A 24,893-nucleotide genomic window follows, 5' to 3' on the forward strand; every position below is an offset into this window, starting at 1 on the left:
AACGGGGTATCAACGTTCATTGCCACTGAACCGCTTACACCAACACCCTTGCCGTTATAATCAGCGTGGTTTTCAATATCCGTCGCACTCAACGTACCGGTGCTAAAACGGTTTTTATTTTCCGCTTCCGCTTTAGCCGTTGAGGTGACCAAGCCGCCGGTAAGTGCGGTGTGTTTTTGGACAGTTATGTCATATCCCGCATCGCCCGCAAAAATCCCGGCTTGTGTTTTTACGCTGGCATAGTCTGAATTGACTTTCGATTTGCTATAGCTGCCGCCGGCTGATACGCCGTAACCCACGGTGACTTGTCCCGCGGCGCTTTCTTGTTTGCCTTTATATTTTGCAGTGTCTTGCAGGCTTTCGATATTCAGATTTTCTGCCAAAACCTCAATCCGTTTACCTGTCACTTGCGACCCTTTGATATTGCTGTCATGCCCGCTTTCTATCGTGGTTTGGCTGTGTTCACTGCCCAGCTGGCTTGCGACCCACGCTTGGCTTTCGCCATTGCCATAACCTTTGGCTACATTGCCTCCGGCGGTAATCCCCGCCGCAATGCCGTTACCAAACTGAATCGCTACCCCCACATTAAAGCCATTGGATTTGTTTTGGCTGCGTTCAAGGTGAGTTTCATCAACAGCGAAAAGATTCACATCACCCTCCGCTTTTAAGTGCGTGCCAGCTTGCCCTGAGACATCTGAACCGGCAATGGTGATGTGAGAACGTTCGCCCTGACCCTGTGCGGTAATCGTCACCTTATCACCCGCATTAACTTGACTTTTCTCTGCAACGTTCCCTTTGCTATGTTGGGTTTCGACGGACTTTTGTTGTCCATAGGTAATACTGACGCCCACCGCGCCGCCTGTTGCCGAACCATTAGAAACCGCTTGCGCAACCCCTCGCAATTGTTCCGCCGCTCGCAACGCGGCAAAACCAGCATTCGCCGCTGCCATTGCATTAATTCGGTGATTTTTACTATCCTCCACCGTTTTTACCGATTTTGCCGTAGAATCCACCGCTTGAATGGCAGACACAACCGCACCGGTCAGCGCTATCGTCAGTCCTTTTTGTTCCGTCGTGTATTTGTAGTTACTTGCATAATCCGAACGGGCTGCCGTGATATTCGCTGACTGCGCTAAAATATTAACATCGCCATTTACCGATGTTACCGTACTTCCCGTTTGCTGATAGTGATTGCCTGCCTGAATAACGGTATTGCCAGTTAAACTGCCCACTTGGCTGCTTGCGGCACTTTCTTGCGTGCGGTCTTGTTCAAGATGCTCTTTTTTCGACCCCATGGTAAAGCCAATACCGCCACTGCCCATGAGACCTGATTTGCGGCGAATCTCTTCATCGGCTTGGTAATGGGTATTCACGTCTGAAACAATTGAGATGTTCCCTTTGGCGGCAAGGGCTAAATCCTCTTCCGCCACCACATGCGCGCCTTTTGCGGTCAGGTTGCCTTGTCGGGAAAACAGCGTCACGGCTTGTCCATCCACATTACTCGCCACCGCATTGGTTGTATGATATTCACGACGGGATACCGTGGTGGTTTTGCTCAATAAGCCTTTTGAGGTCGATTTTATCGAGGTGGCTAACCGCTCTTCCGCACGACCGGCTTCAATCGTGATATCGCCGGCATTTGAGCCCACCAATACTTGCCCTTTTTCACTGCTTATGCCAGCTTGACGAAGGGTGATGTCATGCTGCGCAAGCAGTGTCACGCCCGTTTTACCCACCAGCGCACTTCCCCCTTCCGCCTGTTGGTCTAAACGGTAGTAGTTATCCGCATCGCCATTGTAATGTTCTCGGTTTTGGCTCTGTAACGTGGTGATTTGCAACGCATCGCCTGCCGTCGCACGCAACGAACCCTGGCTTTCAAGTTGTGCCGCTTTCACGCTCAGGTTGCCATCGCTGTGTAACGCTAATCGCCCGCCCTCGCCCGTCACTTTTACCATGCTGATTTGATCTAATACGGTACGCGCAAAATTGCCGTCAGCATCTTGCGCGGAAGACACTGTACTTGCAATCGCTAGATTTTTGCCGGCGGAAAGCGACAAGGATTTCACCGCTTCAATGCGCCCGCCAAGGTTAATGAGGTTTTGAGTTGCCGACAAATCGACATGCTCACCGAATATCGCACCGCGATTTTCTAGTTGCTCGCCCTTAAGGCGGGTTAAATCTCGCCCTGCTATCACGCCGCTGTTATTTAACTCGCCCACATCAGCAATAATTTGGTTCGCAGAAATCACCGCACCATGGGATGTAACATCTGTATCTCTCGCCACCAAGTATACTTGCGGCACAAGTGCGGTCACTTTTTTGCCGTTTTTTAAAGTGATTTCTTTGTTGACGAACCACACCATATCTGTCGTTAATTCCGACATTTGTTTTGCGGTTAAACCTATCCCCATAGCAAGATTAAATTGTCGAGCATATTTTACCCCGCTGTTCATTAAGGCTTTGTATTGCGCTAAATCGTTATGGTAACCCTCAATATAACGACGCCCGGTGAGTTGATTGATTTGTTCATTGATTAAACGCTGTTCGTAGAAACCGTCACCCAGGCGTTTGTGCATGTTATTGTGGTCGTAACGTAATGCGTTAAACAGGTAATCACTGCTGAGCCACTGTTTATTGTCGATAAATTGAGGATCGGTTTCGACCAGATAACCGTTCGGCGCCTCCGGGTTGATTTTATACAGACTGGCTTCAGGTAAACGTACATCGGCAAGATGCGTTTTTACTATCGGCATGCGCATATCGGCTAAATCAAGCGGCTCGGCGGTATTCGCTGCGGTATGTAGTTTGGTCATGACTTGACCGGTATTCACTATTTCATCACCGTTGATTGCTGGCGTAAGCGTAATTTCCGAGTATTGCTTATCGGCATTCAATTGCGCTTGAGGAGCACTCACATTACCCAACGGCGCTGCATGAGGTGTATTGATTGAAATGGTATTTAACTGAATATCCTTAACCTTGGGTTTATTGTCCATCGCGCCAGAGGATGCAAGCGGGACGCCAATAATGTTAGATACCGCTTTAAAAGATGAAGTTACGCTATAAGTCGGCTTAACATAATCTGAGATTTTTGCATGTTCATGCCCATTATGCCCATGTTTTTTATAATGTTTCAGAAATAATGCTTCGCCTTTTTCATCAATATTAATCACTTTTTCAATATCTTCATTTTTCAGCGTAATACCAGCCGCACTTAAAGATTGACTCGCCTCATTACGAGAAAAAGAGTGATCACCAAGGAATAACTTACCGCCAACAGACAGTTGGCTGTATTTATTATGTAAATTGTCGCCGTTAAGATATAAATCGCCGCCGATATTTAAATGCGCTTTATCTTGCTGTTTAATATAAGGCGTATGGCTTGTTCGTTGATATCGCCAGACATAGAATTGTTTTTCTGAAATGGTCGGTTTATTTTTATCATAAAATGTAAACCATGCCGTTCTGCCTGACCAACCGTAGTAGCCATCTACGCCGACTCTATAACGCTCGGTCGGTTTAGATTCTAACGCGATTTCTTCCACATCCTCAGTTGTCGAGTGAATGCCCAGTTGAAGATACATATCATGGTTGAGTAACGTTGAAGTCGTAATATGACCGTCACCTAATCCTTCTATCGTCGCACTACCGTTATCAACCAGGGTCGCTTTCCCCGTTGCTTGATGATTCGCATCTAAACGCCCACCGATAAACAATTTATCCAAGCTTAACACGAGCGCATGATCACGATTAACCAGCTTATCTACCCCGAAATCAAGTCGATTTCTCGCGGCGATTGTGCCAGCTTTGAGGTCGCCATCAACCAATTCTGATAAATTTTCAACCGTATTCGCACTAAACGCTAACTGATCACCATAAATGCGCCCCGTCCCGATATTGCTTACCTTAGTACTCTTAATTAAGGTTTTACCGCCGTCAATTAAACCTCGGTTGATTAAGTTATTTGAATTTAACAGGGTTTCATTTGCAAAGAGCGTCGCATTAACGGTGTTTGCAATATCATTTGCCGAAATCGTCATTTTATTGGCAACGCTGAATCTAACTAAGATAACTAATACATAAAATTTGAGGTAAATATGGGAACACTGTGGTCTATATGGGAAGAAACATTCTTTAAAATGTAATAACGTTTCAAATAGTGAAAAGAAATAACTCAGCTTAAGTAGTCTAAGCTGAGTTATTTTTTAGATTTGATTTTCAGCTTCCATAGCTGAAATTTTTTGTAGAATTTGTTGCTTTTGATACTCAAGTTTACCAAGTTCTTGGTATAACAAATTTAGTGGGGTATTATCATCAATAGAGTTATTTAATTGTACAGCTAAATCAAAAGAACCACTTCTACCAATAAAACCATCTAGCGATTTTAGTTTTTGAGCATAACGATGAATACCTGATTTTGATACATTAAACCCCAAATTCTTTAGCCAGTTTTCAAGCTCAATAAATCCTGAGTAGTTTGATTCTCTTAATCGTTTATGCAATTCATTGATTACATCAGCTGGTAAATTAAAAATAATAGATGTTTTCATCTTTAATCCTCTCTAAACATCTGATACTGCCGCTTATTAATTTCATCCTTTTGAACGCGTTTGACAATTTGGTAAATACACTGAAGAGACAGCTTATATTTACGTGCTAAATAAGCATGGTTATTGCCGGTGAAATCATTATAGATTTGCTTCTCGCGTTCACAGAAGAACAAGGTTTGAGCCTTTGGCATATAAATATTTAAGCCGCCCCAGGATTCACCTATTTTCATAGCAATCAACATACCGATATTTTCAGCGAGATCGTCTTCGATGTCTGCGTGTTGTTTAATGATGTTAACGGAGTGTTTCGCTAAATCCGCCAATAAATCAGGCGCTTTATTGCGAAAGTCTTCATTGTCGAATTTAGCGATAGTCATTTAATTACCCTTTCGTTTTTGCCATTTTTTTAATGTTTCCAATACAAAAGAAGCCTGCGAGTTATTCATCATATTCCAAGGTTCATCAACACCTATCCTTGCAACATAAGCATTTAATGCTTGACTTGTAGGATTATCCGCCGTTGATTTCCACACAGCCCATACTTTGCGTTGCAGTGGTGATAATGTGGATTTACTTTTTGGTAACTGAATTTTAGCCCCTTTATCCTGCAACAATTTTACTAATTTAAGCAAATCTGAATAGCTTATATTTCTTGCAGAATTTTGGTAAAATTGTTGAGAAAGTAGGCTTCGATAAGTTTCATCATCCATTCCCAATTGTGTTTTCCCAATATGCACTAACTGCAATAGTTTATTTCGCATAACATCCCCTTAATAATCGTTTCAATTTCTGAATATTTTGCACCGCAATCTCGTCCAGTTTTGCCTGTTCTTCCGCTGTTTTCGGTGGGGGTGGCGGAAGCTCTTTCGCTTCACGCCGTGGCATCGCATCTAAAAACACCTTAGGCGTGGGGAACCAGTCGCAATTCTGTGAAATCCACATAAATGCCCGTTCAAACCGCACTTGGTCGAGTTCCTGCTCCCAACTTTTCTTATAAGTCAGCACCTGGAACCACGTTTCCAGCGTTGGCTTTACCATATCTTCCGTCGGGGCGTTTTTCAGCCGTAACGTGAGCAACAACGCAAAGCCTTTGCCCAAAATCGGTTTTATCCATTCGTTCCCCATTCCAGCGCCCCTTTTACCGCATTCATTTTGCTTGATGTTGGTGGTTGTGCTTTACTATATTCATCAATCACAACCACGCCCAATCCTGTGCTTGCCGACTTGTAACCGGCAATAATCTCTAATAAATAACCGTGAGATTTCATTGGCAATTTCAGCATCTGTCGACTTGCCAGCATTTGATTGATCGCATAAATCCAAGCTTCTGTCGGTGCCGGAAATTCACGCCCGTCACGGGTGATTTTCCCGGCTTGAATCATCGGTGTAAGCTCATTCAATAAGGTTGCTACCCGGTCAAAGGTTAATGAGGTTTTTGCCGGGCGAAACAGACCCAAATAGCGAATCAACACTTCACCAAGCTCCCCGCTGACCATTAATGCCGCATTTAATGCCTGGCTGGCGGATTGATTGGCAATTAGCGCATCCAACGAATAGACCGCACCACAAGCGCTACATTTAACTTTCATTTTTACACCCCAGTTTCATCGTTTCTTTTCCGTTTAAACCATGATTTAATTTAGCCTTTTTGCCCAGCTCATAGCCTTGCTGTCTAGACATATCACTGAATTCATGAGTTTTTCCGCTTTCACGTACCTTTCCTTCTGTAAGTTTGCGCGTCTCATTGAATATTTTTCGTTGCTCTTGCATTTCTGCTTTTTCTTTCGGTGTTGAAACAAAATTTTTAACAATTTCATTTACTCCGGAAACCCATCCTTCGCAAAAGTTGTCAGCCCGAGCAATCGCAGTGCTACGCTTTAAACGTTTACTTTGTGTGGCATTAAATTCTTTGCGGGATTTTTGCAATTGTCGATATAAAACATCAAAACAATAAGAAGCGATTGCCGGCGCTTCGTCTTTTCCAAAAAAGACAATATGAAACTTGCTTCTACCTACACCATGTTCCGGATCCTCATTAGAAAAATAGCCTTCTACGCCAAAGGATTTTTCAATTACATTAGCCAGCATATGCACATAACGTGGCGTGTTAATAGCAAATTCCTGTTTACCGTTATACTCTGAGAAGAGCACATCGCTTTGATTAAGATCATTTTCGACCATCAATTTTTGCGCAAGCTCTAAAGCTTTTGCCGCTTCATGCGGATTAGATGATTGGCTTAATGCCATCAACTTTTTAATCTTCTTCAATAGTTTGTCTTTCATTTTTCATACTCCATATATGAAAAAACCACCCGAAGGTGGCTTTATTTTTAACAGGTTGGGTCGAAATGCTGCACATATTCGGGCAAATCTAATTCTTCCAGTTCCATTTCGATAAGCTCGTCAATAATGGGATCTTCCTGAAAAATCATCTTCGCCATGCCTAACAATAAATCTTCAACCGTGCCGGGGTGTGTTGATTTCGCCGAGGTAGACCAATCATCCCCTTGTTCCTTTTCAAAATGGAAGGTCAGCGTGACATCAAAACCGTTTTCAGCATCAGCATAATTATCGGTAATATAAAACCAAGTCGAACGAATCAATACCGGAAATTTCACCAGCAAATCCGACATTATTTCCTTCAGTTGATGGGGTAAACCATAACAATCAATACCGGTTTTGATATTTAGATCATCCTTATCAGCGGTTACCACTAATTGCAATTTAGCACTATGGATAGTCATTTAATTCTTCCTCCGAGTTTCATCAGAATCCCTTTTGCATTTTCAACATAAATAGACGCCTGCGTCATCTCTTGTTTATGTAAGGCTTTTTCCGCCTGTTCTAACTGCACAATTGCTTGATGAATTTGCAGTTTAAGTTGTTCAAGGACATCAAACATATTATTTCTCCCGTCTGCTTGCCCAACTTATGCAGTATTGATAGCGCCGTTTGCACCATTCTTTTTGCGATAAATTTAAGGCCTTTTCTTTCGCTTTTTTCCACAATTCGGCGGCTTGGTAATAGTTACCGGAACGTTCCGTTTTTGCGGCGGCTTCTGCCGCCTCATTGTATTCCTGCTTCCATGCCTGTTTAATCTGTTCGCGCTCGTTCATGTTCGCACCTCTTCATCGTTCGGTTTAATCACAAATTCTTCCACACCTTCGCGAATCGTCACGCCGTCAATCGAACGCGCTATATCAGGTTCGGCAAGCATCGCTTCTTTATTCAGCTCTTCTTTGGTCCGAATAAAACGAAACAACCCCGAATTACGCAAGCTTTCCAAAATAACGTCGATACCTCTTGCGATAACCGCCGGCGGTTTTGCCCGCCATTGCACTTCGCCGGTGGTAAAGTAAGCCGTTTTCTGTTTTCCGCCGTTTGTCAGCGCATCGCGACGGCTTTCGCAATAAGCCTGCACCGCCTTTTGTAACGGCTTGACCTGCTCTTTAAGTGCGGTCAATTTTTCCGTATATTTTTCATCAATCGCCGCTTTTTCATCCGCTTGCAAGGTGGAAAGACGCACCTGCTCACGCTCCAAGTCGCCGATTTCCTTAATGGCTAACGCCACATCATCTTGCGTTTGCAGATTAATTTCGTGAGTTTCTGCCTTAATACGTACTGCTTTTTTTGCCATTTTTATACTCCCATCACCACTTCGCCGGATACTTTCGGCACACCTAAACTTTCTGCCAAATTCATCGCTGCTGTCAGCAAATTGCCCACCGCAAGCGGATAAAGCATGCTGGTAGACGTTTTATTACGATTCACCGCAACCAAACGTTGCCGCACGGCGGCAAAGGCGTCTTCGTCGAAAATGTCATCCACTTTTTTGCCCACTTTCGCCAGTTTAAACGCCACATAGTTTTCCAATTCGCTGTCTAACGGCGCCAGCTCAACCACTTCGCAACGTTGCACCACTTCACGCACTTCCGTATTGCGCTCGGAAAGTTTCACTTTCAGCTCAGGTTGACCAATTAACACAATGGAAAGCAACTTTTTGAAGCCGTCCTCCAACTCAAAAAAGCGTTTTAAATGTTTTAGGGTAGGAATCGGTAAACTGTGCGCTTCTTCAATAATCAGCACGTTGGAATAACCGGATTTCACACTTTCTTTTAACACCTTGTGCAACTGGCGAAAGCGCGCTTCTGGGCTACGTTTCACGCTTTCCAGCGGCGCCAGCGTATTAATAATCGCTTCTGCAATATGGGCGGCTTTCAGCGTTTTGCCTTTCACGTCATTGTCTTCCATGGCGATGATATACGGCTCAATCACCGTAATCGGCGCGTTTTCTTGGTTGATACGGTCAATCAAATCACGTCGCAGGGTGGATTTGCCCGCGCCGCTTTCACCCACCACCGCCATAAAGCCGCCGTGTTTTGCGGTTTGAAATAACGCTTCGCGTACATAGCGCACGTCTGCCGAACTGAATACATCGTCCGCACTGCGAATATCTTCCGCAAACGGATCCCGAAACAGCGAAAAATGTTTCTTTGTGGCTGGAAATAAAGCCTGTTTTGCGAGTAACATAATCTCGTCCTTAATTTCTTGTTTGGATTTAGGGGCTGAAGCGGCAGGCTCGGTCGCCAAACTTTCGCCTGTCGCTTCCTCTTTAAGCAAGTCTACAAGCGGTTCCGTAATGCCGAAACTTTGTAAACCATCACTTAAACATCGCTCAAATTTCGCCCACTGTTTCACACGTTGATTATGATTAACCAACTGTGCCACCGTTGCAGGCGAAAAGTTTATCTTCTGCGCCAATTGCCGCAGGCTTACACCCTTGTCAATCAGCGCCTGTTTTAACTTCAACATAGCGTCTCCGTTCATCAAAATTTATGCCGCGTTAAGCTTCAGGATTTTGGTTTCAGGGTTCAAAATTTCAGGCAATTTTTCATCTTGTAACCAGGTTTCCAGCAACTCCGCCGGCACACCGTCCGCGAAATGTGTTGCCAGCTGCTTATAATGCTTGCCGTTCCATTGCGGAAAGTGGGTTTTAAGCTGTTTGGCGCATTCCACTAAACCGACAGGTTTTTGTTCAACCCGTCTTGCGTTGGTGGTCAGTTCGTGTTCCTGACCTTTCTTCGGTATAAACCAGTTCAAGCTCGCCTCATCAATATGCTTATAAGGATCAATTTCACCGTTAAATAACGGCTTATTGGCTTTTTTCGCACGTCTTAAATCGTCTTCATTGGTCACACCGTAAGCTAATTGTTCAAGCTCTTCTTTATGGGTTTCAAAAGCTGTTTTCTTGTGAGATTTATATTCTTCACCAATCATCGCCGCATCCACACGGAAACCGTATTCATTGACTTCGATTGGTTCAAGTACCACCCAGTAAGGTTTCAACACTTCCTTGCCATTCTCATCAAAAGATTGAGTAAAGCATTGCACCTGTACACAATTCGGGCGATATGGATTTTTTCCCACTGTCACTTTTTCTCCAACTCTTGCAATCGGTACATTTCGCACGTCATAACGATAATTGCCGAAACTGATTTCTAATTTGTCCGACACTACACGCTCAGCCAGAGATGTCAGCATCAACTCCTTGCAAATTTCACGGCTTGGCGGCTGAATCAAATCCTTATTCAAAATCCGATTCCATGCCTGATAACGGCTTAATTTATGACGGCTATGTTTGACTTTTGCATTGAAATGCCGCATCCAACGATGAGCCAGTTCATTCAGCTCCGTCAAACCGCTCACATTCATAAAGCGCAAACCGCTCTCGAACTGGCGTTCCACAATGTCATTGCCTTTTTCTACCTGTCCCTTAGCCCGAGCATTTTTTGTTCTCGGAATTTCTACCTTTACATCAAGTTGGTGTAATAAATGGGTAAACATCTTAGAGGTATTCGCCGAACCACGGTCAAACATTAGGATTTTCGGCACACCATAAAACGGTTCGATTTTAGGATCTGCTTTCGGTTGAATGGCGTTGATAAACGTCTCAGAAATGTTTTCCGCCGTTTCGCCGCCGTAAACATACTCCACATAAATCACACCGCTGGCATGGTCAGTAATGACATATCGCCATACCCGTTGAGGTTCGATTTTTGCCACATTAGACGGCTTGTTTTTATAAAACTCGCCTTCTTCCATAATGCATAAGCCGTTACCTTTACCCGTTTCTTTAAGGTAATAAAGTACACACAATGACGGGTCAATTTGCCAAACATGATTCGGGTGACGGCTTTGCATTTGCACCACTGGGGCAGGGCGAAGCAACTGGTCAGGGTGCATATTCGCATTGCGTAATGCACGCTCGATACTACTTGCCGAATAAAGACGAATTTCGCCGGTTTTCTTATCCACAAATTCCGCCTTCACTATTCCGTTGGCTCTTAATACCGTAAGAATACGCTCAAGGGTCATCATGGTTTTGCCGTTTTTTCGCCGAGTATGAAGCCATGCCGAACTAATCATCTTCAGTTCATCCATATTTAACTGATTTTTCCCCTTATCCGACCGCGCTTTACGATAACTGGCTTGACGATAAGGTTTAAGCTTATTTAAAAAAGTATTCCGACTTAATCCGCAAGTGGCGCAACCTTCTTTAATCACTTTTTCTTTTTCGCCAAACTTTGCCGCGTCTATGCGCTTTGCCCAAAGGGATAGCACATTCGGTAAAATATCCATTGCATCATCCTTACTCCACAATTTCAGGGTTAATTACGTCATCCAGAATAGAAGATAAACTTTGACCGGTTTCAGCATCTTCGCCTGTATAATCGTCTCTCGCCCACTCAGGCAAATCATCATCCGACGGTTGATCATTAATTTGAAAGTGTTCTTTCAGCTCACTTAAAATCAACTGATACTCCGCAAGCACACCACTCATAAACTGGCGATGGTCAATGCCGTGTTCTTCTTGGTGAGCTTGCAAAGCTTCAAAGGCTTGGAATACTTGCCCCCTTAAAATCGCTTCGGCCTTATAACTAATCGCGGCCGCTTCTTCGCGTAGTGCACCGCCACGCTGCTCGGGCGTTTGGATTTCGATAAGCTGGGTTTTCTTCGCTAATTCCTTATCCAGTTTGTCCAATCGGTCATTTCTGTTTTTCAGCACTTTCGCTTGCGCATCGTAGTTGCCTTTTAGACTTTCCAGCTGTTTAGTTAAAGCTTCTTTTTCCTTAGCATGTTTTGCCGCTAAATCTTCGATTTTCTCAATCAAATCTTCCTTATCGGTGGCTTCCGAATAATCCGCTTCCACAATCTCCGCGCGGGCTTCTTCAGGCAACTGACGGAGTTTACGCATTTCACGGTAACCCAAGCCTAGGCGTTGGGAGGTTTCGAGGAAATCTTCGCCGAGTACTGCTAGATTTTGCAAATCAAGGTCAATCTTCTGTCGGCTAAAACCACAAGCGGTGCAGTAATTTTCCCAACTGCTAACCGTTATCACTTTTCCGTCTTGGTCAATATAGCTCAACCCCTTGTATTTCTTAGAGTTCTTGATTTCGTTTAGCACTTTCAAACTGCTAACCGTTAGCAGTTTTTCCACAAAGCTAAATGCCTTTAACATTCCCATTGCTTCGTGAGCTTCTGCCAAATCCTGCGTCATCGCCTTAGCCGCTAACGCCACTGCATTCTGTTCTTGGCTTAAGGTTAATTCAGTCATTGTTCCGTTCTCCTATTGTAAAATTTGCCTAAAATGCACCCGCTTGCACTCGGGAACGCACCTGTGCCAACCGTTCCGACGCTTTCTGCATCTCCGTTTCGTGGCTTACCGCAATCTGCAAAATCTGATAGCTCAAGCCATAGGCGCCGGTGTCCAGCCGTTGCACAAAGCCCTCCGCCTCTAAAAAGGCAATCGCTCGGGTAACATTTACCGGCGTTTCGCCAATCGCTTCACACAGTTCCTTATTGGTTAGTCCTGTCAAACTTCTGCCTTTTAAGGCTTTTAAAATCCGCAATGCCCGTTGTGTCGTGTTTAATTTCTCTTTCATTCCGCTTCCTCCGCCCAATCCACCGGTTGGATAGGTTTCACCTGTTTTTCCTGCATTCGCAATACAAAATCAGGCACTAAATTGCATTCCGCTTTGCTACGTACGATGTAGCCGTTGCGACGTAAAAACCACATCGCAAGTCGTTCTAAAATTCGTTTCATTTTGTTCTCCTATAAACTTGTTCAAGCGGTTAAAAACCGCATTTTTCTGCAAAAAATGTCGCTTTAGGATCTACCAAATTGTTAAAGAGCAATGTTGCACTTAAGCGGCAACGGACTGATTTTCGGTGTTCGGGTCAGGTTTTAATCCCAACAGCACCGCGGTTTTATGAGCTTCTCCCCAGGTGCCTTTCAATCGCCCGCGCAGTAAATCGGAAATCGCCTGTTGGTCTATGCTGAAGTGTCTTGCCCATTCGCTGCGGTTAATTCCGTGACGGATAAAATAGGCTCTTACGCTCTCCGTAGTTTGTGGATACGGCAAGGGGGAAAATTCGTTGTTTGTCATTTATTCTCCTTGTTTTGCTGTGGTAAAATGTGGCAAATATTACATAAATAAGGACAAAATAATGAATGCCGCTAATCAATCATTTGAAGCTCGTTTGGCAATGCTAGAAGCCAAAGTCGAAACGCTCCAAGTGGAAAACAATCTCTATGAATACCTGCTTTGCTGTCTTATCGATTACATCGAGAACGACGACGTACGGGCGGGTATGAAGGACTACCTCTACAAACAAGCCCGGATGTATCTAAATGAGCCGACGCATCTCGACGCATTTCATCTAACCAAGCCGATGACTTATGGTCAGGTGGTACATCGGATGGCGAAGCAAATTCAGTGGTGGGACGAGTTCTACGGTAACCCATAACGATATCCACCAAGGTTTCCTGCACAGCAGGTTTTTTTAAAAAGTAAATCAATAACCGACTAAGCATAAACGCCTCCTATTTCTGTTGTTTTATGGTTCGTTTGTTGTTGATGTGGTAAAATTATGAACATTCGAGTATAGAAAATCAAGAAAAATTTGGAACAAATGAGTATAAATAATCGTGTTTGCTTAATTATTGAACATTTTGGCGATAGTATTACAAAGTTTTCTGAACGTTCGGGTATAAATTACCGCTCAGTGCAGAACTATATGCGTGGAGAAAGAGAACCTAATGCGGAAGCTTTTTTAAAATTTGCACAGTTGGGTATAAACATAAACTGGCTTTTAACAGGACAAGGCGAGATGTTTATTGGCGGCACACCTGAAAGCACTCTCACTCAAAAAGAACAAACCCTCCTTGAAGACTACCGAGAAAGTAACGAACAAGGCAAAGAAGCTATTGAAAAAACCGCTAGCGCGTTGGCAGAGGCGAAGGCGCTTGCGGATAGTAAAGTAGCCTGATGATGTATGCCAAGCGTAGCAAAAAACACAAAAGAAAAACGTTTATGTAGTTTAAAATGGTGAAATCTTTTTCGTGATAAGCTCTTACCGAATGGTTTGAGCTTTTCTTTTTGGTCTTAATTTACCAAAAAGGTTAAATAAATTTAAAAAATCATTGTTTTTTGTTCTTAATTTAATTATGATGAACGTGTAACTAACAAACAGGAGAACTCACTATGGCACTTACAGAATTCGGCAAAGCAGTCCGCAAAGCTCGGATTGATGCCAATGAAACATTACTCAGCATGGCTGCCGAAATCGGCACAAGCCCTGCTTTTTTAAGCGGTATGGAAACAGGTCGCAAAAAAATCCCAACAGAATGGGTGGAAAAAATTGTAGACTTTTTTAAACGCAAAAATGTACAAACCGAAGATTTACAAGAACTTGCTCATATTTCAAATGATGCAATTCCGGTAGAAGGTTTGCCATTACAACAACAAATGATGGTCGCAGGTTTTGCTAAATCAGCAATGACAGCTGAGCAACTTAGAAAATTTGCTGAATTATTAAAAGAAATCCATTCAGATAAAGGAGAATAATGGATGAGTTTGCAAAGTCTGTTATATGAGATGCACGGTTACCGAGTAAAGCCTATGACTAGAGAAGAAATTGTACAAGTTGCATTGCCTATTGCAAAATACTTGAAATTTACCGAATGGCATAAGCAACGTTCAAAGTTTGAATGGATTTTAGAAACGCTTAACGAAATTGTAAATATCGAAATTTTTTCTGAGCAAGAATGGAACGAATTAACGAAAGGATTAACTCAAGCACATTATAGTCCTAATGAATTAACAATTCGAACAACAGAAAAGACATATCAGCTTGCGTGTCAAGGAGATCGAGATGCTCTTGGGATTATTCTACATGAATTAGGACATATGTTTCTAATGCACCAAACATACCTGCATAAATCAAATGAGCCACCGACAATCAATGAAAATCCTGAATGGCAAGCAGATACTTTTGCAGAAGTTATTTTAGAATCAATGGGATATCAGACCAAGCAGCTTTCACTGAATTTTGAAAGTCCTGAAATGTGAAAACCCAATCACAAGGACTGGGTTTTAGAGAGTAATAAATACGCCAATATTTATTACTATGTATAGTTCTCCATCCGCTGTACACAATGCACATAAAAGAAGAACACCTTCGAAAACGGTGTTCTATTCTAAATTAAATTGTGTGGCATTGTCTATAAATAAGTGATGGCAATTTAATAAAAGGATAGTATTATGACCTTTGAAACAACCCAAGAGACTGATATGGTAGTGGTTTACACTCCCTATATCACTCGAAATGGTAAACGTATCTACCGTAAAAATGGTGGTATGTTCCGTTTTGAAGTGCCAGCGAGTCAATATCGCCAGCATTAATTTCCTTAAAGCGGTTTAAAATGAAATTAGACTGCACTTTTATACACTCCAGTTACTGATTAAACCTAAGTAACTGGAGTTTTTTTATGTCTGAAAACCTGTCTTTTCGCCAAGTTTTTGACCGTTTAATCGGTCACGAAGGCGGCTATGTCAATGACCCACACGACCCCGGTGGTGAAACTAACTGGGGCATTACCAAATACACCGCACGCGAAAACGGCTACAACGGAGAAATGAAAGTCATGACCCGTGAACAAGCCTTCAAAATCTATGAAAAAGCCTTCTGGCAACGCTACCACTGCGAAAAATTACCCGAAGCGGTGGCGTTTCAATTCTTTGATGCCGCGGTTAACCACGGCACCGGCACCGCCAGCCGTATGTTGCAACGTGCGGTAAATGTGGCGGATGACGGCATTGTGGGCAAAGTTACATTAAGTGCGGTCGAAAAAATGCCGATTTCCGATTTGCTTTTACGCTTTAACGCCGAACGCATCCGCTTTTATACCAAGTTGAAAAACTTCCCGCGCTACGGCAAAGGCTGGATGAACCGTATTGCCGGCAACTTGGCTTATGCGGCGGTCGATAACGAAGTGTAGTTTCAACCGATCATCAAAATTCAAGGAATTATTATGCTGAAAGAATTGTTATCCACCGACGGCAAATTATCCACGACCAGCACCGTGCAGTTTATCGGTGCTTTGTGTGTATTCGGCTTAACCGTGTATGCCGTCGTCACAGGTCAACCCTACGCGGAAAGCCTGCTGAACAATGTGCTGATTTATTTATTCGGCGCCACTACGGCAAAAGGCGTGGTCACCAGCTATCAAGCAAAAATTAAGGGGGCTATCAATGGACAAATTACTGGCGTTTCTGAATCTCGTAAAACTGCTTAAACGCTTTTTTAAATGGCTAAATGAATTAGGAAAACGTAAATGAAATTCTTAAGAAAACTCCGCAAACGCTGGCAAGGCTGGCGTTTTGCTCAACAAAACCCTGTGATTGCGGAACGCCGAAGTTATATCACCCAGGCGCTTAAATTAGGCGTGGAAAATCCTGTGATGCGTAAAAGACGGAGAAACCCATGACGATTACCGTTGAATTCTGGCATTTGGTCGGATTGCTATTGTCGTTTCTCGGTTGTTGTTTCGGGTTTGCCAAAATGCTGGTGGCGCAATTCCAGAATGCGATGGAAGAACGCCACGCCAACCAACAACGGGTCAACGAAAAAGTGGAGGACCTGGAACGTATGGTAAACAAAATGAATAGCTCTATGCCGTTGGTTTACGTCCTGCGCGACGACTATATCCGCGGACAAACGGTACTGGAAGCCAAAATGGATGCCGTTCACAAAACCTTAAGTGATTTATACAAAATTGAGAGTGCAAAATAATGATGGAAAAAATCCGCCGTGAAGGTATGCGTTGGAATTTGCTCAACGCTTTGCATAAAGCCCGTCCCTATACCACCCATGAACAGTTCCTGCGTGAAGTCATGGCAAGCATTTATCCTAATGTCACCCCGCTTGAAATCCGTCAGCAGCTGGAATATCTCGCCGACCGTAAATTGATTGAACTCAATAAACAACCTTCCGGCGCTTGGTATGCCGACATCAACCGCTTAGGCGTGGACATTGTGGAATACACCATTGATTGCCAAGTAGGCATCGCTCGCCCTGAAAAGTATTGGGAGTAAGCAATGGCTCCAAGATCCAGTATTGAAAAACTGCCCGAAGATGTCCGCCGCTGGCTTGAGCGCGCTTTAACCGAAAACGGTTTTTCCGGCTATGTGGAGCTTGAAGAACTGCTGAAGGAAAAGGGCTATCAAATCAGCAAATCGGCGATACATCGCTATGGACAGAAGATTGAACGTCGTTTCAAGGCAATCAAAGACAGCACCGAAGCGGCACGCATTATCGCCGAAGGGGCGGAAGATAAAGAAGACAAACGCAGTGAAGCCTTAATGGGCTTATTGCAATCGTCACTTTTCGAAGCCTTGGTGGATATTGAAGATGCTAAAGAAGATGAAAAAATGTCGCCGATGGAAAAATTCCAGGCGCTCAGTTTTGCCGGTAAAAATGTCGCGTCGCTTATCCAAGCCAGCACCAAGCTGAAAGCCTATCAGGCGGAAGTCAAACAACGGGCGGAAGCTGCGGCGAAGGAAGTCGAAAGAGTCGTGAAGAAAGGCGGCTTAAGTGATGAAGTCGCCGATGAAATTCGCCGTAAGATTTTAGGTATTGCAACCAAATGAGCAAACAACAAACCGTAGAACTTGATCTCAACCCTATTATGCAGGCGCTGTCTCGCACGCCAATGGTGTTGCTTGGCTATCAAAAACGATGGTGTGAAGATACTAACCCCGTCAAGGTGGTAGAAAAATCTCGTCGTATCGGTTTAACCTGGGGGGAAGCCGCCGATTGCGCCTTACTTGCTGCGAGTAACAGCGGTATGGATGTGTGGTATGTAGGCTATAACAAAGATATGGCGCTCGAATTTATTCGGGATTGTGCCAACTGGGCGAAATTCTACGGGCTTGCCGCCGGTGAAATCGAAGAAACGGAAGAAGTTTTCAAAGAAGGCGATGAAAAAGAAAGCATTTTAGCCTTCACCATTCGCTTTGCCAGCGATTGGCGTATTACCGCACTATCCAGCAGCCCGTCAAACTTACGTGGTAAACAAGGTTTAGTCATTATTGATGAAGCCGCATTCCACCCTTGCTTAAGCGAATTACTCAAAGCCGCAATGGCGCTGTTAATGTGGGGCGGTCGGGTGCATATCATCAGCACCCACGATGGTGTGGATAATCCATTCAATGAACTGATTCAAGAGATTCGAGAAGGCAAAAAACCGTACAGCTTACACACGATTACCTTCGAAGATGCCATGAAAGACGGCTTGTATGAACGTATTTGTCTACGTACCAATCGGGCTTATTCGAAAGAAGGCGAACAGCAATGGGAAGCGGAAATTAGAGCGTCATACGGCGAAGATGCCGCAGAAGAATTGGATTGCATTCCGAAAAACTCCGGCGGTAAATGGTTATCCCGTGCGCTTATCGAAAGCCAAATGCATTCGCATACGCCGCTTGTGCGCAAAGAAATGGCGCGTGATTTTGAACTCATTGACGAACCGGTGCGCGCCAAAGAAATTGCGCAATGGCTCCAAGAAGAAATTCAACCGCTGTTAGATGATTTAGATAAAACCCGACCGCACTTTGTCGGTGAAGACTTTGCCCGCAAAGGCGACTTAACCTCGCTCGTAATTGCCGCACAACAACCGAATTTAACCAATGAAATTCAGTTTATTGTCGAGCTGGGTAATATGCCGTATGCCCAACAGGAACAGATTGTGCTTTACATTTTGAAAGCCTTACCATTGTTCAGCGGCGCCGCATTTGATGGCGGTGGAAACGGCGGCTCATTAGCCGAAAAAGCCCGCGACGCCTTTGGCGACAGTCTGATCCATATCATTCAGCTGAGTGAGAAATGGTACAAGGAAAATACCGCACCGTTTAAAGCAGCGTTAGAAGACGGCACATTGACCAAATTACCGAAAAATGCCGATGTATTGGCAGACTTGCGCGCCTTCGAAATCGTGCGCGGTGTGCCGCGCATCCCGGATAAACGGGCAAAAAGCGTGGACGGCGGCAAAAACAAGCGCCACGGAGATACGGCTATCGCCTTATTACTCTTGCACTTTGCCACCCGACAAGATGTACGATTGCCGGTTGTCGCGGTCACCCGTCGCGCACGGCGTAGCCAAACTATTAGTGAAGGATATTAGCCATGATTGCATTTATAACGCTTGTGCTCTCAGGTACATTTTTACTATTTTACGACAAGCCCTTTTGGTGGGTATTCGTTGTTTTAGCTTGTCTGGTGGATTATGAAAAATAAAAACCTTGTAACTGAAATCGCCACTCGGGCGAGAAGTATTGATTTCTGGGCGTTTGGCTATTATTTGCCAAATCCCGATCCTATACTCAAAAAAATGGGAAAAGACATTGCCGTTTATCGTGAATTACTTTCCGACGGACAAGTACGTTCCGGCGTGCGTCGTCGTAAAGCGGCGGTGAAAAAGCTGGAATGGCGGATTACCACGACTAACAACGCAAAAGTGGACGCTCAGCTTGAGCGGATTTTCAGCCGTTTGAAGATGAATAACATTATCACCGAAATGTTGAATGCCGCCTTATACGGTTACCAGGTCAGCGAAGTGATGTGGGGGGAACGGGACGGCTTGTTTGTGCCGTTAGAAATCATCGGCAAAAAGCCGGAATGGTTCGTGTTCGATGAAGACAATCAACTCCGTTTCCGCACCAAAGAAAACTGGGTAAACGGCGAACTCTTGCCGGAAGATAAATTCTTACTCACTACCCAAGAAGCGACCGAAGATAACCCTTATGGCTTGGGCGATCTCTCGCTTTGCTTTTGGGCGGCGACCTTTAAGAAAGGCGGGCTGAAATTTTGGCTGGAATTTACTGAAAAATACGGCTCGCCGTGGCTGATTGGCAAGCACCCCCGTTCAGCACAAATCACCGATAAAGACCGCTTAGCCGATAGCCTTGAGGCAATGATCGGCTCAGCAATTGCAGTGATTCCGGACGACAGTTCGATTGAAATTAAAGAGGCGGCAGGCAAAACCGGCAGCACCGATGCCTTTGAAAAATTCCTGAACTTCTGCAAGGCTGAAATCAATATTGCTTTACTCGGACAGAATCAAACCACCGAACAGGAAAGCAATCGCGCCAGCGCACAAGCCGGGCTTGAGGTGGCGGAGGATATTTGTGCCGATGACCGCGCAATGATTGAAGAAACCTTTAATACCCTGTTGCAATGGATTGTGAAATACAATTTCAACGTAGAACAGTTGCCTCAATTTGAATTTTTTGAACAGGCTGAAATCAATACTACCCAAGTGGAACGCGACACAAAATTGCACAACATGGGCGTGCGGTTTTCTAAAACATATTTTCAGCGGGAATACGGTTTTGAAGACGGTGACATTGAAATTCAGCAGGCGCAAAGTGCGGTCAAAAATCCGCAGGTTTCCGAGTTTGCCGAACATAATCAGCAAGGCTTACACCCTATTGCCGACGGAATTATCGAACAACTGGAAATCGAAGGCGAAAGCCAGGTGGGCGATTGGTTGCAAACGGTGAAAGACCGTCTAGCTCAGGCGGACAGCCTGGAAGACTTCCGCAATCAACTGGACAGCCTGATTCCGGAATTAAGTTTTGCGGAATACGGAAAATTGCTGGCAATAGCGTCCACCGTATCGGAATTAGCCGGGCGCCAATCCGTTAATGATGAACGCAAGGTAAAAGGCGATGAGTAAATTCACCTTCGAGGAGCAGGCGAAGTATTTCGAAAAGAAACTTAACCTGAAAACCAACAGCTATTTGGATGTGCTTGGCGAAGAACACGATTATTTTTTTATGGTCGCCGGCGCCAATCGCAACGAAGTGCTGACCGCCTTGCGTGAAGCGGTGGAAGCCGCCGTGCTGAAGGGAGAAACCTTAGAAGGCTTTCGCCGGCGCTTTAACGAAATCATTGCCAATACGGGGTGGGAATATAACGGCGGTCGCAACTGGCGCACCCGTATTATTTACGACACCAACGTGTACGGCGCCTACAACCGCGGACGGTTGCAACAACATTTAGACATGGCGGAAGATATGCCCTATTGGGAATATCAGCACAATGACAACGCTCATCCGCGCGAACAACACATGGCATGGGATGGTTTGGTGCTGCGCTATGACGACCCGTGGTGGCGTTATCATTACCCGATTAAAGCCTACGGCTGTCACTGCACCGTCGTGGCGCACGATGAGGCGGATTTACGTCGTTACGGCAAGAAAGTAGGCACGGCACCGGAAATCGAATTCGAACAGAAAACCGTCGGTATTCGTTCCGGCAATCCGCGCACCGTCACCGTGGCAAAAGGCACCGACGTCGGATTCACCCCGTGGAACTTCGACCGTGTTAAACAGCGGCGCAACGCATCCATCGATGCGGTGTTAATGCAAAAGCTCATCACCGCCGCACCGAAATTTGCCAGCCTGTTGGTGGAAAATATTCTGGAACGCCCGCTGGCAGTGACGATGTTAAATGCGGCGATGAAAGATATGGTGGATACGGTCGCCGCTGAGAAGGTGGCGCGTGGACAGCTGAAATATGTGGGCGTGCTGGCGCCGGAAATTATTGAAAAACTGACCGCACTTGATAAAGCCCCGCAAACGGCGGTGATTGCCGTACGTGATAAAGACGTGTTGCACGGATTACGTGAGATTAAGCAGAATGCCAATATCGCCTTACCGTTGGTGTTTTGGGAGAATCTGCCGGAAAAATTGCGAAACCCAAGTGCCATATTGTTGCAGGCAAAAGAAAGTTTTGAAAACCCCGATAAGGCGTTGGACACCCTTCTATTCGTGTACGATACGGAGAATGGTAAGGTCGCAATTAAGATGGACTATAACGCAAAACTGAAAGATCAGCTGACGGGCAAGAAACAAACATTTAAATTGAATATGGTTTCAACCGGTGGTTTATTTACGGATTCAACGGGAATGCACAAATACGAAGTGTTGTGGGGTAAGTTGTAATACACGGCGGTTTGCCTGATTCGAACAGGATAATGAGCCTTTAACAGCACAACCTTTCCAGTAGGAAACCCCCGCCGTGTATTCAAATATATCACTCTTTTGAGAAAAGGCAAACGCTATGATAAAAATCACCTTAGACGACACCCAAGCCGTTAAAAAACTGCAATCCATTGCCGCTCAGCTCAAAGAGCCGCGCCGCTTGTATGCCTTGCTTGGTGAGGAATTAAAGAAAATCCATGACGAACGCTTTAAAGCGGAGAAAGACCCGAACGGAAAACCCTGGACGCCTCTTGCCGCCAAAACTCTGGCGCGGAAACGTAAGCGCGGTAAATCGCTGAAGATTTTGCGTCAAGACGGTAATTTGGCGAACAAAACCGCCTATAATATCCTGGATGATAGCGTGGAATTCGGTTCGCCGGAAGTCTATGCGGCGTTACACCAATTCGGCGGTAAAGCCGGAAAGGAGCGTCAGGTTACTATCCCGGCACGTCCGTGGCTGGGCGTGAACAAAGAGAACGAATATTCTCTGCTTAAAAAAGCGGCCGCACACCTGCAAAAAACGCTGGGGAAAATCAAATAACCCGCTAAAATCAAAAATAAGCCCTAAAAACGTCGCTGTGCGTTTTTATTTTAAATTCGATAAATTATTGCTCCAATCCGTTTATAGGCGTTTATAAATACGCATAAACGACCTAAAACATCATTCACGCCTGATTTTCTGTTTGCACACTTCTTTTTCATTCTTTAAACGTGATTAAAAGCGCAATCCCCGTTAATTTTCTATGATTGCCCCGTAACGGAGGCAATATGACCCAAATCGAAATTTTCAAAGCAGGTAAACGCTTGGACGCCCATGGCACCGAAGTGGATATTACCGTCGAAGATCTGCAAGACACCGTCAAATTTTACAACCCCGAATTCCATGAAGCGCCCTTGGTGATCGGTCATCCCAAATTAAACAACCCGGCATGGGGCTGGGTGAAAGGCTTAAGCCTTGACGGCGATGTACTGAAAGCTGATGTGGACGAAGTGGACGCCGAATTTGCCGAAATGGTGAAAAGCGGCAAATTCAAAAAAGTTTCTGCGGCATTTTATCTGCCGGACAGCCCGAATAATCCGCACAAAGGCGTACTGTCACTGCGCCACGTGGGATTTCTGGGGGCAATGCCCCCGGCCGTTAAGGGCTTGAAACAGGTGGAGTTTGCCGAAGATGACGACTTCCTGGAATTCAGCGACTGGGGACAAGCCAGCCTGTTCAGCCGTTTGCGCGAATGGATTATCGGCAAGTTCGGCATTGAAGACGCCGACAAAGCCCTACCCCACTTTGAAGTGGAATGGTTGAAAGAAGACGCGATGCGCGACCAGATTCAGAAACAGGTGCAGTCCGAACAAGTCACACCTGAACCGATTTTTAACGAACCCCAGAAACCCGAAGGAGAAACTGGAATGACACCTGAAGAAATCGAAGCCTTAAAGGCGGAGAACGAAAAACTGAAAGCAGAAAAAGCGAAAGCGGAAGCCGCTCAGGCGGAAGCGGCGTTGGCGGCGGAAAAAGCCGGTAATGCGGAATTCGCCGAAGGCTTGGTTAAACAGGGCAAACTTGCCCCGGTCGTGAAAGACGCATTAGTGCGCGCACTCGACAATCTTGCCGACCTGAAAGCGGGTAAAGACCCGGAATTCGGGGAGGGCGAAGAACAGGACGTATTAAGCCAATTTAAGACCGCACTTGCGCAATCGCCGAAAATCATTGAATTCGGTGAAGTGGCGACCTCGGACAAAACGAAAGACACGCCGCCGGACGAAGTGGAATATGCGGAAACGGACGACCCTACCCGCATTGAACTCGACCGCCGTATTCGTGCGTACATGAAAGAACATAATGTGGATTACGTCACCGCCTTAGGCGCCGTGAAGTAATTGACACGTTAACTCCATCAATCTCAACCAAAGGAAATAAAAATGGCAGGACAAAAAGTAGCGACTCGCCTAACAGATCCCGTCTTAACCCAATATGCGTTGGGTTATCGCAATAACGAATTCGTGGGCGAATTATTATTGCCAATCGCCGATGTACCGAAAGAAGGCGCACGCTTGCCTAAATTCGGTAAAGAAGCGTTCGTAACCGAAAACGACGAACGCGAATTGCATGCGGCAAGCAATAAAATCACGCCGGCGAAAGTCACCACGGAAGACATCGCATTAGGCGAAAAAGATTTAGCCTATCCGATTGACTACCGCGAAGGTAAAGAAGCGGACTTCGAATATGAACAATTCGCCATCGATTTAGTGATGGAAAAAATGGCGCTGAATCGCGAATTGCGTATCAAAGCCTTAGTCACCAACGAAGCCGCATACGGTGCGAAAAACAAAATCGTGTTATCCGGCACCAGCCAGTTCAGTCACGCAGATTCGCAATTATTTAAAGTCTTCGATGACGCATTCGAAGCCGTGCGCATGGCAAGCGGCAAAAGCGTGAACCGTATTGTGATTTCCTCAAATGTCTGGAAGGCGATTCGCAACCACAAAGAAGTGCTGGAAATCTTAAAAGAACGCGGTTTGAAATCCCTTTCACCGTCATTATTCGCCGAATTAATCAAAGGTGAAGGTCAGGATGATTTGCAAATCGCTATCGGTCGTGCAAGTTACACCACCCAATTAGACCAGGATACGCAACCGGTATGGGAAAGCGACATCGTGATGGCGTACGTACCGCAAAAAGCGGCGGACGGCAAACACAAAATGTATAAACCGTCCTTCGGTTATACCTTCCGTCGTCAGGGTGCCTTTGTGGTGGACAAATACGACGAAGTGGGCGGCAAAGTGTACAACGCGCGCGCCACCGACATCAACAAAGAATATTTGTTAATGGCGGACGCCGGTTACTTAATTAAATCCGCGGTGTAAAACTTCCGAAATTTTGCCCGCACTTTAGGCAAATGCGCCGCCAGCGGTGCATTTCAGAATGATATGAGCTGAGACAGCTTAAACAGAAACA

General features: G+C 45.1%; 34 protein-coding genes. 17 read left to right on the top strand and 17 right to left on the bottom strand.

Annotated features, from left to right (window positions below; all coding sequences use genetic code 11):
* The 17 genes from BN3349_RS10785 to BN3349_RS10855 form a co-directional block, all read right to left on the bottom strand.
* Nucleotides 1-4,040, bottom strand: a 4,040-nt coding sequence (locus BN3349_RS10785; RefSeq protein WP_180334850.1) for a hemagglutinin repeat-containing protein, incomplete at its 3' end; no start/stop codon positions are given.
* 165 nt (nt 4,041-4,205) lie between these two features.
* A complete protein-coding gene (locus tag BN3349_RS10790) occupies nt 4,206-4,550 on the bottom strand; it encodes a phage protein Gp27 family protein (RefSeq protein WP_011199312.1) in 345 nt (114 codons plus the stop codon).
* A gap of 2 nt (nt 4,551-4,552) precedes the next feature.
* Nucleotides 4,553-4,927 (bottom strand): Mor transcription activator family protein, encoded by a 375-nt coding sequence (locus BN3349_RS10795; RefSeq protein ID WP_011199311.1) that lies wholly within the window; start codon nt 4,925-4,927, stop codon nt 4,553-4,555.
* On the bottom strand, nt 4,928-5,311 hold the full coding sequence (locus tag BN3349_RS10800; RefSeq protein ID WP_040977396.1) for a regulatory protein GemA: 384 nt from the start codon (nt 5,309-5,311) through the stop codon (nt 4,928-4,930).
* The gene (locus BN3349_RS10805; protein ID WP_040977397.1) at nt 5,301-5,675 is read right to left on the bottom strand and encodes a hypothetical protein; all 375 of its coding nucleotides are present in this window, start codon (nt 5,673-5,675) and stop codon (nt 5,301-5,303) included. Before BN3349_RS10805 ends, BN3349_RS10800 begins: the two co-directional genes overlap by 11 nt.
* Nucleotides 5,657-6,139: an HI_1489 N-terminal domain-containing protein gene (locus BN3349_RS10810; RefSeq protein ID WP_040977398.1), complete on the bottom strand. Its 483-nt coding sequence runs from the start codon at nt 6,137-6,139 to the stop codon at nt 5,657-5,659. Before BN3349_RS10810 ends, BN3349_RS10805 begins: the two co-directional genes overlap by 19 nt.
* Complete coding sequence (locus tag BN3349_RS10815) at nt 6,129-6,833, bottom strand: DUF2786 domain-containing protein (protein WP_040977399.1); 705 nt, start codon at nt 6,831-6,833, stop codon at nt 6,129-6,131. Before BN3349_RS10815 ends, BN3349_RS10810 begins: the two co-directional genes overlap by 11 nt.
* A 47-nt stretch (nt 6,834-6,880) precedes the next feature.
* Nucleotides 6,881-7,294 carry a hypothetical protein gene (locus tag BN3349_RS10820; protein WP_040977400.1) on the bottom strand — a complete coding sequence of 138 codons (414 nt, stop codon included), beginning with the start codon at nt 7,292-7,294 and terminating at the stop codon, nt 6,881-6,883.
* Nucleotides 7,291-7,452, bottom strand: coding sequence for a hypothetical protein (locus BN3349_RS12090; protein ID WP_180334851.1), 162 nt, complete (start codon nt 7,450-7,452; stop codon nt 7,291-7,293). The genes BN3349_RS10820 and BN3349_RS12090 overlap by 4 nt, the downstream gene beginning before the upstream one ends.
* A gap of 1 nt (nt 7,453) precedes the next feature.
* The gene (locus BN3349_RS10825; RefSeq protein WP_040977401.1) at nt 7,454-7,666 is read right to left on the bottom strand and encodes an ANR family transcriptional regulator; all 213 of its coding nucleotides are present in this window, start codon (nt 7,664-7,666) and stop codon (nt 7,454-7,456) included.
* Nucleotides 7,663-8,187 (bottom strand): host-nuclease inhibitor Gam family protein, encoded by a 525-nt coding sequence (locus tag BN3349_RS10830; protein ID WP_040977402.1) that lies wholly within the window; start codon nt 8,185-8,187, stop codon nt 7,663-7,665. Before BN3349_RS10830 ends, BN3349_RS10825 begins: the two co-directional genes overlap by 4 nt.
* 2 nt (nt 8,188-8,189) lie before the next feature.
* Nucleotides 8,190-9,362, bottom strand: coding sequence for an AAA family ATPase (locus BN3349_RS10835; RefSeq protein ID WP_040977403.1), 1,173 nt, complete (start codon nt 9,360-9,362; stop codon nt 8,190-8,192).
* A gap of 21 nt (nt 9,363-9,383) precedes the next feature.
* Nucleotides 9,384-11,189, bottom strand: a complete 1,806-nt coding sequence (locus BN3349_RS10840) for a TnsB C-terminal domain-containing protein (protein ID WP_040977404.1) — start codon at nt 11,187-11,189, stop codon at nt 9,384-9,386.
* Between the two features lie 10 nt (nt 11,190-11,199).
* Complete coding sequence (locus tag BN3349_RS10845; protein WP_040977405.1) at nt 11,200-12,165, bottom strand: hypothetical protein; 966 nt, start codon at nt 12,163-12,165, stop codon at nt 11,200-11,202.
* A 28-nt stretch (nt 12,166-12,193) separates the two neighbouring features.
* Entirely contained in the window at nt 12,194-12,493 is a 300-nt protein-coding gene (locus BN3349_RS10850; RefSeq protein ID WP_040977406.1) for a helix-turn-helix domain-containing protein, read from the bottom strand.
* Nucleotides 12,490-12,654 (bottom strand): hypothetical protein, encoded by a 165-nt coding sequence (locus BN3349_RS12095; RefSeq protein ID WP_180334852.1) that lies wholly within the window; start codon nt 12,652-12,654, stop codon nt 12,490-12,492. Before BN3349_RS12095 ends, BN3349_RS10850 begins: the two co-directional genes overlap by 4 nt.
* Nucleotides 12,655-12,754: 100 nt before the next feature.
* Complete coding sequence (locus BN3349_RS10855; protein ID WP_040977407.1) at nt 12,755-12,997, bottom strand: DNA-binding protein; 243 nt, start codon at nt 12,995-12,997, stop codon at nt 12,755-12,757.
* A gap of 61 nt (nt 12,998-13,058) precedes the next feature.
* Between BN3349_RS10855 and BN3349_RS10860 the strand changes: the two genes are divergently transcribed.
* From BN3349_RS10860 to BN3349_RS10930, 17 genes are all read left to right on the top strand, one after another.
* Nucleotides 13,059-13,358, top strand: a complete 300-nt coding sequence (locus tag BN3349_RS10860) for a hypothetical protein (RefSeq protein ID WP_040977408.1) — start codon at nt 13,059-13,061, stop codon at nt 13,356-13,358.
* Nucleotides 13,359-13,523: 165 nt separating this feature from the next.
* Nucleotides 13,524-13,880, top strand: coding sequence for a helix-turn-helix domain-containing protein (locus BN3349_RS10865; protein ID WP_040977409.1), 357 nt, complete (start codon nt 13,524-13,526; stop codon nt 13,878-13,880).
* A gap of 215 nt (nt 13,881-14,095) precedes the next feature.
* Nucleotides 14,096-14,458: a helix-turn-helix domain-containing protein gene (locus BN3349_RS10870; protein ID WP_040977410.1), complete on the top strand. Its 363-nt coding sequence runs from the start codon at nt 14,096-14,098 to the stop codon at nt 14,456-14,458.
* 3 nt (nt 14,459-14,461) lie between these two features.
* Complete coding sequence (locus tag BN3349_RS10875) at nt 14,462-14,962, top strand: hypothetical protein (protein WP_052461937.1); 501 nt, start codon at nt 14,462-14,464, stop codon at nt 14,960-14,962.
* Nucleotides 14,963-15,154: 192 nt separating this feature from the next.
* Nucleotides 15,155-15,295, top strand: a complete 141-nt coding sequence (locus BN3349_RS12100; protein WP_180334853.1) for a hypothetical protein — start codon at nt 15,155-15,157, stop codon at nt 15,293-15,295.
* 86 nt (nt 15,296-15,381) lie between these two features.
* Nucleotides 15,382-15,891, top strand: coding sequence for a glycoside hydrolase family 108 protein (locus tag BN3349_RS10880; protein WP_040977411.1), 510 nt, complete (start codon nt 15,382-15,384; stop codon nt 15,889-15,891).
* 33 nt (nt 15,892-15,924) lie between these two features.
* Nucleotides 15,925-16,188, top strand: a complete 264-nt coding sequence (locus tag BN3349_RS10885) for a DUF2644 domain-containing protein (RefSeq protein ID WP_040977412.1) — start codon at nt 15,925-15,927, stop codon at nt 16,186-16,188.
* Between the two features lie 39 nt (nt 16,189-16,227).
* Nucleotides 16,228-16,380 (top strand): hypothetical protein, encoded by a 153-nt coding sequence (locus BN3349_RS12105; RefSeq protein WP_180334854.1) that lies wholly within the window; start codon nt 16,228-16,230, stop codon nt 16,378-16,380.
* Nucleotides 16,377-16,685, top strand: a complete 309-nt coding sequence (locus BN3349_RS10890; protein WP_040977413.1) for a hypothetical protein — start codon at nt 16,377-16,379, stop codon at nt 16,683-16,685. The genes BN3349_RS12105 and BN3349_RS10890 overlap by 4 nt, the downstream gene beginning before the upstream one ends.
* Nucleotides 16,685-16,987 carry a hypothetical protein gene (locus BN3349_RS10895; protein ID WP_040977414.1) on the top strand — a complete coding sequence of 101 codons (303 nt, stop codon included), beginning with the start codon at nt 16,685-16,687 and terminating at the stop codon, nt 16,985-16,987. Before BN3349_RS10890 ends, BN3349_RS10895 begins: the two co-directional genes overlap by 1 nt.
* A gap of 3 nt (nt 16,988-16,990) precedes the next feature.
* Nucleotides 16,991-17,542 (top strand): DUF3486 family protein, encoded by a 552-nt coding sequence (locus tag BN3349_RS10900; protein ID WP_011199287.1) that lies wholly within the window; start codon nt 16,991-16,993, stop codon nt 17,540-17,542.
* A complete protein-coding gene (locus tag BN3349_RS10905) occupies nt 17,539-19,074 on the top strand; it encodes a terminase large subunit domain-containing protein (protein WP_048736767.1) in 1,536 nt (511 codons plus the stop codon). Before BN3349_RS10900 ends, BN3349_RS10905 begins: the two co-directional genes overlap by 4 nt.
* Nucleotides 19,075-19,173: 99 nt before the next feature.
* Nucleotides 19,174-20,628 carry a DUF935 domain-containing protein gene (locus BN3349_RS10910; protein ID WP_082024913.1) on the top strand — a complete coding sequence of 485 codons (1,455 nt, stop codon included), beginning with the start codon at nt 19,174-19,176 and terminating at the stop codon, nt 20,626-20,628.
* A complete protein-coding gene (locus BN3349_RS10915; RefSeq protein ID WP_040977416.1) occupies nt 20,621-21,898 on the top strand; it encodes a phage head morphogenesis protein in 1,278 nt (425 codons plus the stop codon). Before BN3349_RS10910 ends, BN3349_RS10915 begins: the two co-directional genes overlap by 8 nt.
* A 118-nt stretch (nt 21,899-22,016) precedes the next feature.
* The gene (locus BN3349_RS10920; protein WP_040977417.1) at nt 22,017-22,478 is read left to right on the top strand and encodes a phage virion morphogenesis protein; all 462 of its coding nucleotides are present in this window, start codon (nt 22,017-22,019) and stop codon (nt 22,476-22,478) included.
* A 227-nt stretch (nt 22,479-22,705) separates the two neighbouring features.
* Nucleotides 22,706-23,815 (top strand): hypothetical protein, encoded by a 1,110-nt coding sequence (locus BN3349_RS10925; protein WP_040977418.1) that lies wholly within the window; start codon nt 22,706-22,708, stop codon nt 23,813-23,815.
* A 42-nt stretch (nt 23,816-23,857) separates the two neighbouring features.
* Nucleotides 23,858-24,802, top strand: a complete 945-nt coding sequence (locus BN3349_RS10930; RefSeq protein WP_040977419.1) for a major capsid protein — start codon at nt 23,858-23,860, stop codon at nt 24,800-24,802.
* Nucleotides 24,803-24,893: the final 91 nt, after the last annotated feature.

The sequence above is a fragment of the Necropsobacter massiliensis genome, assembly GCF_000827595.2.
GTDB lineage: Bacteria > Pseudomonadota > Gammaproteobacteria > Enterobacterales > Pasteurellaceae > Necropsobacter > Necropsobacter massiliensis.

Excerpts from the sequence above, each read along its gene's own strand:
- BN3349_RS12095 (WP_180334852.1), bottom strand. The coding sequence starts at position 12,654 with ATGAAACGAATTTTAGAACGACTTGCGATGTGGTTTTTACGTCGCAAC.
- BN3349_RS10920 (WP_040977417.1), top strand. The coding sequence starts at position 22,017 with ATGATAAAAATCACCTTAGACGACACCCAAGCCGTTAAAAAACTGCAA.
- BN3349_RS10895 (WP_040977414.1), top strand. The coding sequence starts at position 16,685 with ATGATGGAAAAAATCCGCCGTGAAGGTATGCGTTGGAATTTGCTCAAC.
- BN3349_RS10875 (WP_052461937.1), top strand. The coding sequence starts at position 14,462 with ATGAGTTTGCAAAGTCTGTTATATGAGATGCACGGTTACCGAGTAAAG.
- BN3349_RS10915 (WP_040977416.1), top strand. The coding sequence starts at position 20,621 with ATGAGTAAATTCACCTTCGAGGAGCAGGCGAAGTATTTCGAAAAGAAA.
- BN3349_RS10880 (WP_040977411.1), top strand. The coding sequence starts at position 15,382 with ATGTCTGAAAACCTGTCTTTTCGCCAAGTTTTTGACCGTTTAATCGGT.
- BN3349_RS10925 (WP_040977418.1), top strand. The coding sequence starts at position 22,706 with ATGACCCAAATCGAAATTTTCAAAGCAGGTAAACGCTTGGACGCCCAT.
- BN3349_RS10885 (WP_040977412.1), top strand. The coding sequence starts at position 15,925 with ATGCTGAAAGAATTGTTATCCACCGACGGCAAATTATCCACGACCAGC.
- BN3349_RS10890 (WP_040977413.1), top strand. The coding sequence starts at position 16,377 with ATGACGATTACCGTTGAATTCTGGCATTTGGTCGGATTGCTATTGTCG.
- BN3349_RS10810 (WP_040977398.1), bottom strand. The coding sequence starts at position 6,139 with ATGAAAGTTAAATGTAGCGCTTGTGGTGCGGTCTATTCGTTGGATGCG.
- BN3349_RS10790 (WP_011199312.1), bottom strand. The coding sequence starts at position 4,550 with ATGAAAACATCTATTATTTTTAATTTACCAGCTGATGTAATCAATGAA.
- BN3349_RS10855 (WP_040977407.1), bottom strand. The coding sequence starts at position 12,997 with ATGACAAACAACGAATTTTCCCCCTTGCCGTATCCACAAACTACGGAG.
- BN3349_RS10905 (WP_048736767.1), top strand. The coding sequence starts at position 17,539 with ATGAGCAAACAACAAACCGTAGAACTTGATCTCAACCCTATTATGCAG.
- BN3349_RS12090 (WP_180334851.1), bottom strand. The coding sequence starts at position 7,452 with ATGTTTGATGTCCTTGAACAACTTAAACTGCAAATTCATCAAGCAATT.
- BN3349_RS10805 (WP_040977397.1), bottom strand. The coding sequence starts at position 5,675 with ATGGGGAACGAATGGATAAAACCGATTTTGGGCAAAGGCTTTGCGTTG.
- BN3349_RS10840 (WP_040977404.1), bottom strand. The coding sequence starts at position 11,189 with ATGGATATTTTACCGAATGTGCTATCCCTTTGGGCAAAGCGCATAGAC.
- BN3349_RS10845 (WP_040977405.1), bottom strand. The coding sequence starts at position 12,165 with ATGACTGAATTAACCTTAAGCCAAGAACAGAATGCAGTGGCGTTAGCG.
- BN3349_RS10835 (WP_040977403.1), bottom strand. The coding sequence starts at position 9,362 with ATGTTGAAGTTAAAACAGGCGCTGATTGACAAGGGTGTAAGCCTGCGG.
- BN3349_RS10930 (WP_040977419.1), top strand. The coding sequence starts at position 23,858 with ATGGCAGGACAAAAAGTAGCGACTCGCCTAACAGATCCCGTCTTAACC.
- BN3349_RS10860 (WP_040977408.1), top strand. The coding sequence starts at position 13,059 with ATGAATGCCGCTAATCAATCATTTGAAGCTCGTTTGGCAATGCTAGAA.
- BN3349_RS10870 (WP_040977410.1), top strand. The coding sequence starts at position 14,096 with ATGGCACTTACAGAATTCGGCAAAGCAGTCCGCAAAGCTCGGATTGAT.
- BN3349_RS10800 (WP_040977396.1), bottom strand. The coding sequence starts at position 5,311 with ATGCGAAATAAACTATTGCAGTTAGTGCATATTGGGAAAACACAATTG.
- BN3349_RS10850 (WP_040977406.1), bottom strand. The coding sequence starts at position 12,493 with ATGAAAGAGAAATTAAACACGACACAACGGGCATTGCGGATTTTAAAA.
- BN3349_RS10865 (WP_040977409.1), top strand. The coding sequence starts at position 13,524 with ATGAGTATAAATAATCGTGTTTGCTTAATTATTGAACATTTTGGCGAT.
- BN3349_RS12105 (WP_180334854.1), top strand. The coding sequence starts at position 16,228 with ATGAAATTCTTAAGAAAACTCCGCAAACGCTGGCAAGGCTGGCGTTTT.
- BN3349_RS10825 (WP_040977401.1), bottom strand. The coding sequence starts at position 7,666 with ATGAACGAGCGCGAACAGATTAAACAGGCATGGAAGCAGGAATACAAT.
- BN3349_RS10900 (WP_011199287.1), top strand. The coding sequence starts at position 16,991 with ATGGCTCCAAGATCCAGTATTGAAAAACTGCCCGAAGATGTCCGCCGC.
- BN3349_RS10820 (WP_040977400.1), bottom strand. The coding sequence starts at position 7,294 with ATGACTATCCATAGTGCTAAATTGCAATTAGTGGTAACCGCTGATAAG.
- BN3349_RS10830 (WP_040977402.1), bottom strand. The coding sequence starts at position 8,187 with ATGGCAAAAAAAGCAGTACGTATTAAGGCAGAAACTCACGAAATTAAT.
- BN3349_RS10815 (WP_040977399.1), bottom strand. The coding sequence starts at position 6,833 with ATGAAAGACAAACTATTGAAGAAGATTAAAAAGTTGATGGCATTAAGC.
- BN3349_RS12100 (WP_180334853.1), top strand. The coding sequence starts at position 15,155 with ATGACCTTTGAAACAACCCAAGAGACTGATATGGTAGTGGTTTACACT.
- BN3349_RS10795 (WP_011199311.1), bottom strand. The coding sequence starts at position 4,927 with ATGACTATCGCTAAATTCGACAATGAAGACTTTCGCAATAAAGCGCCT.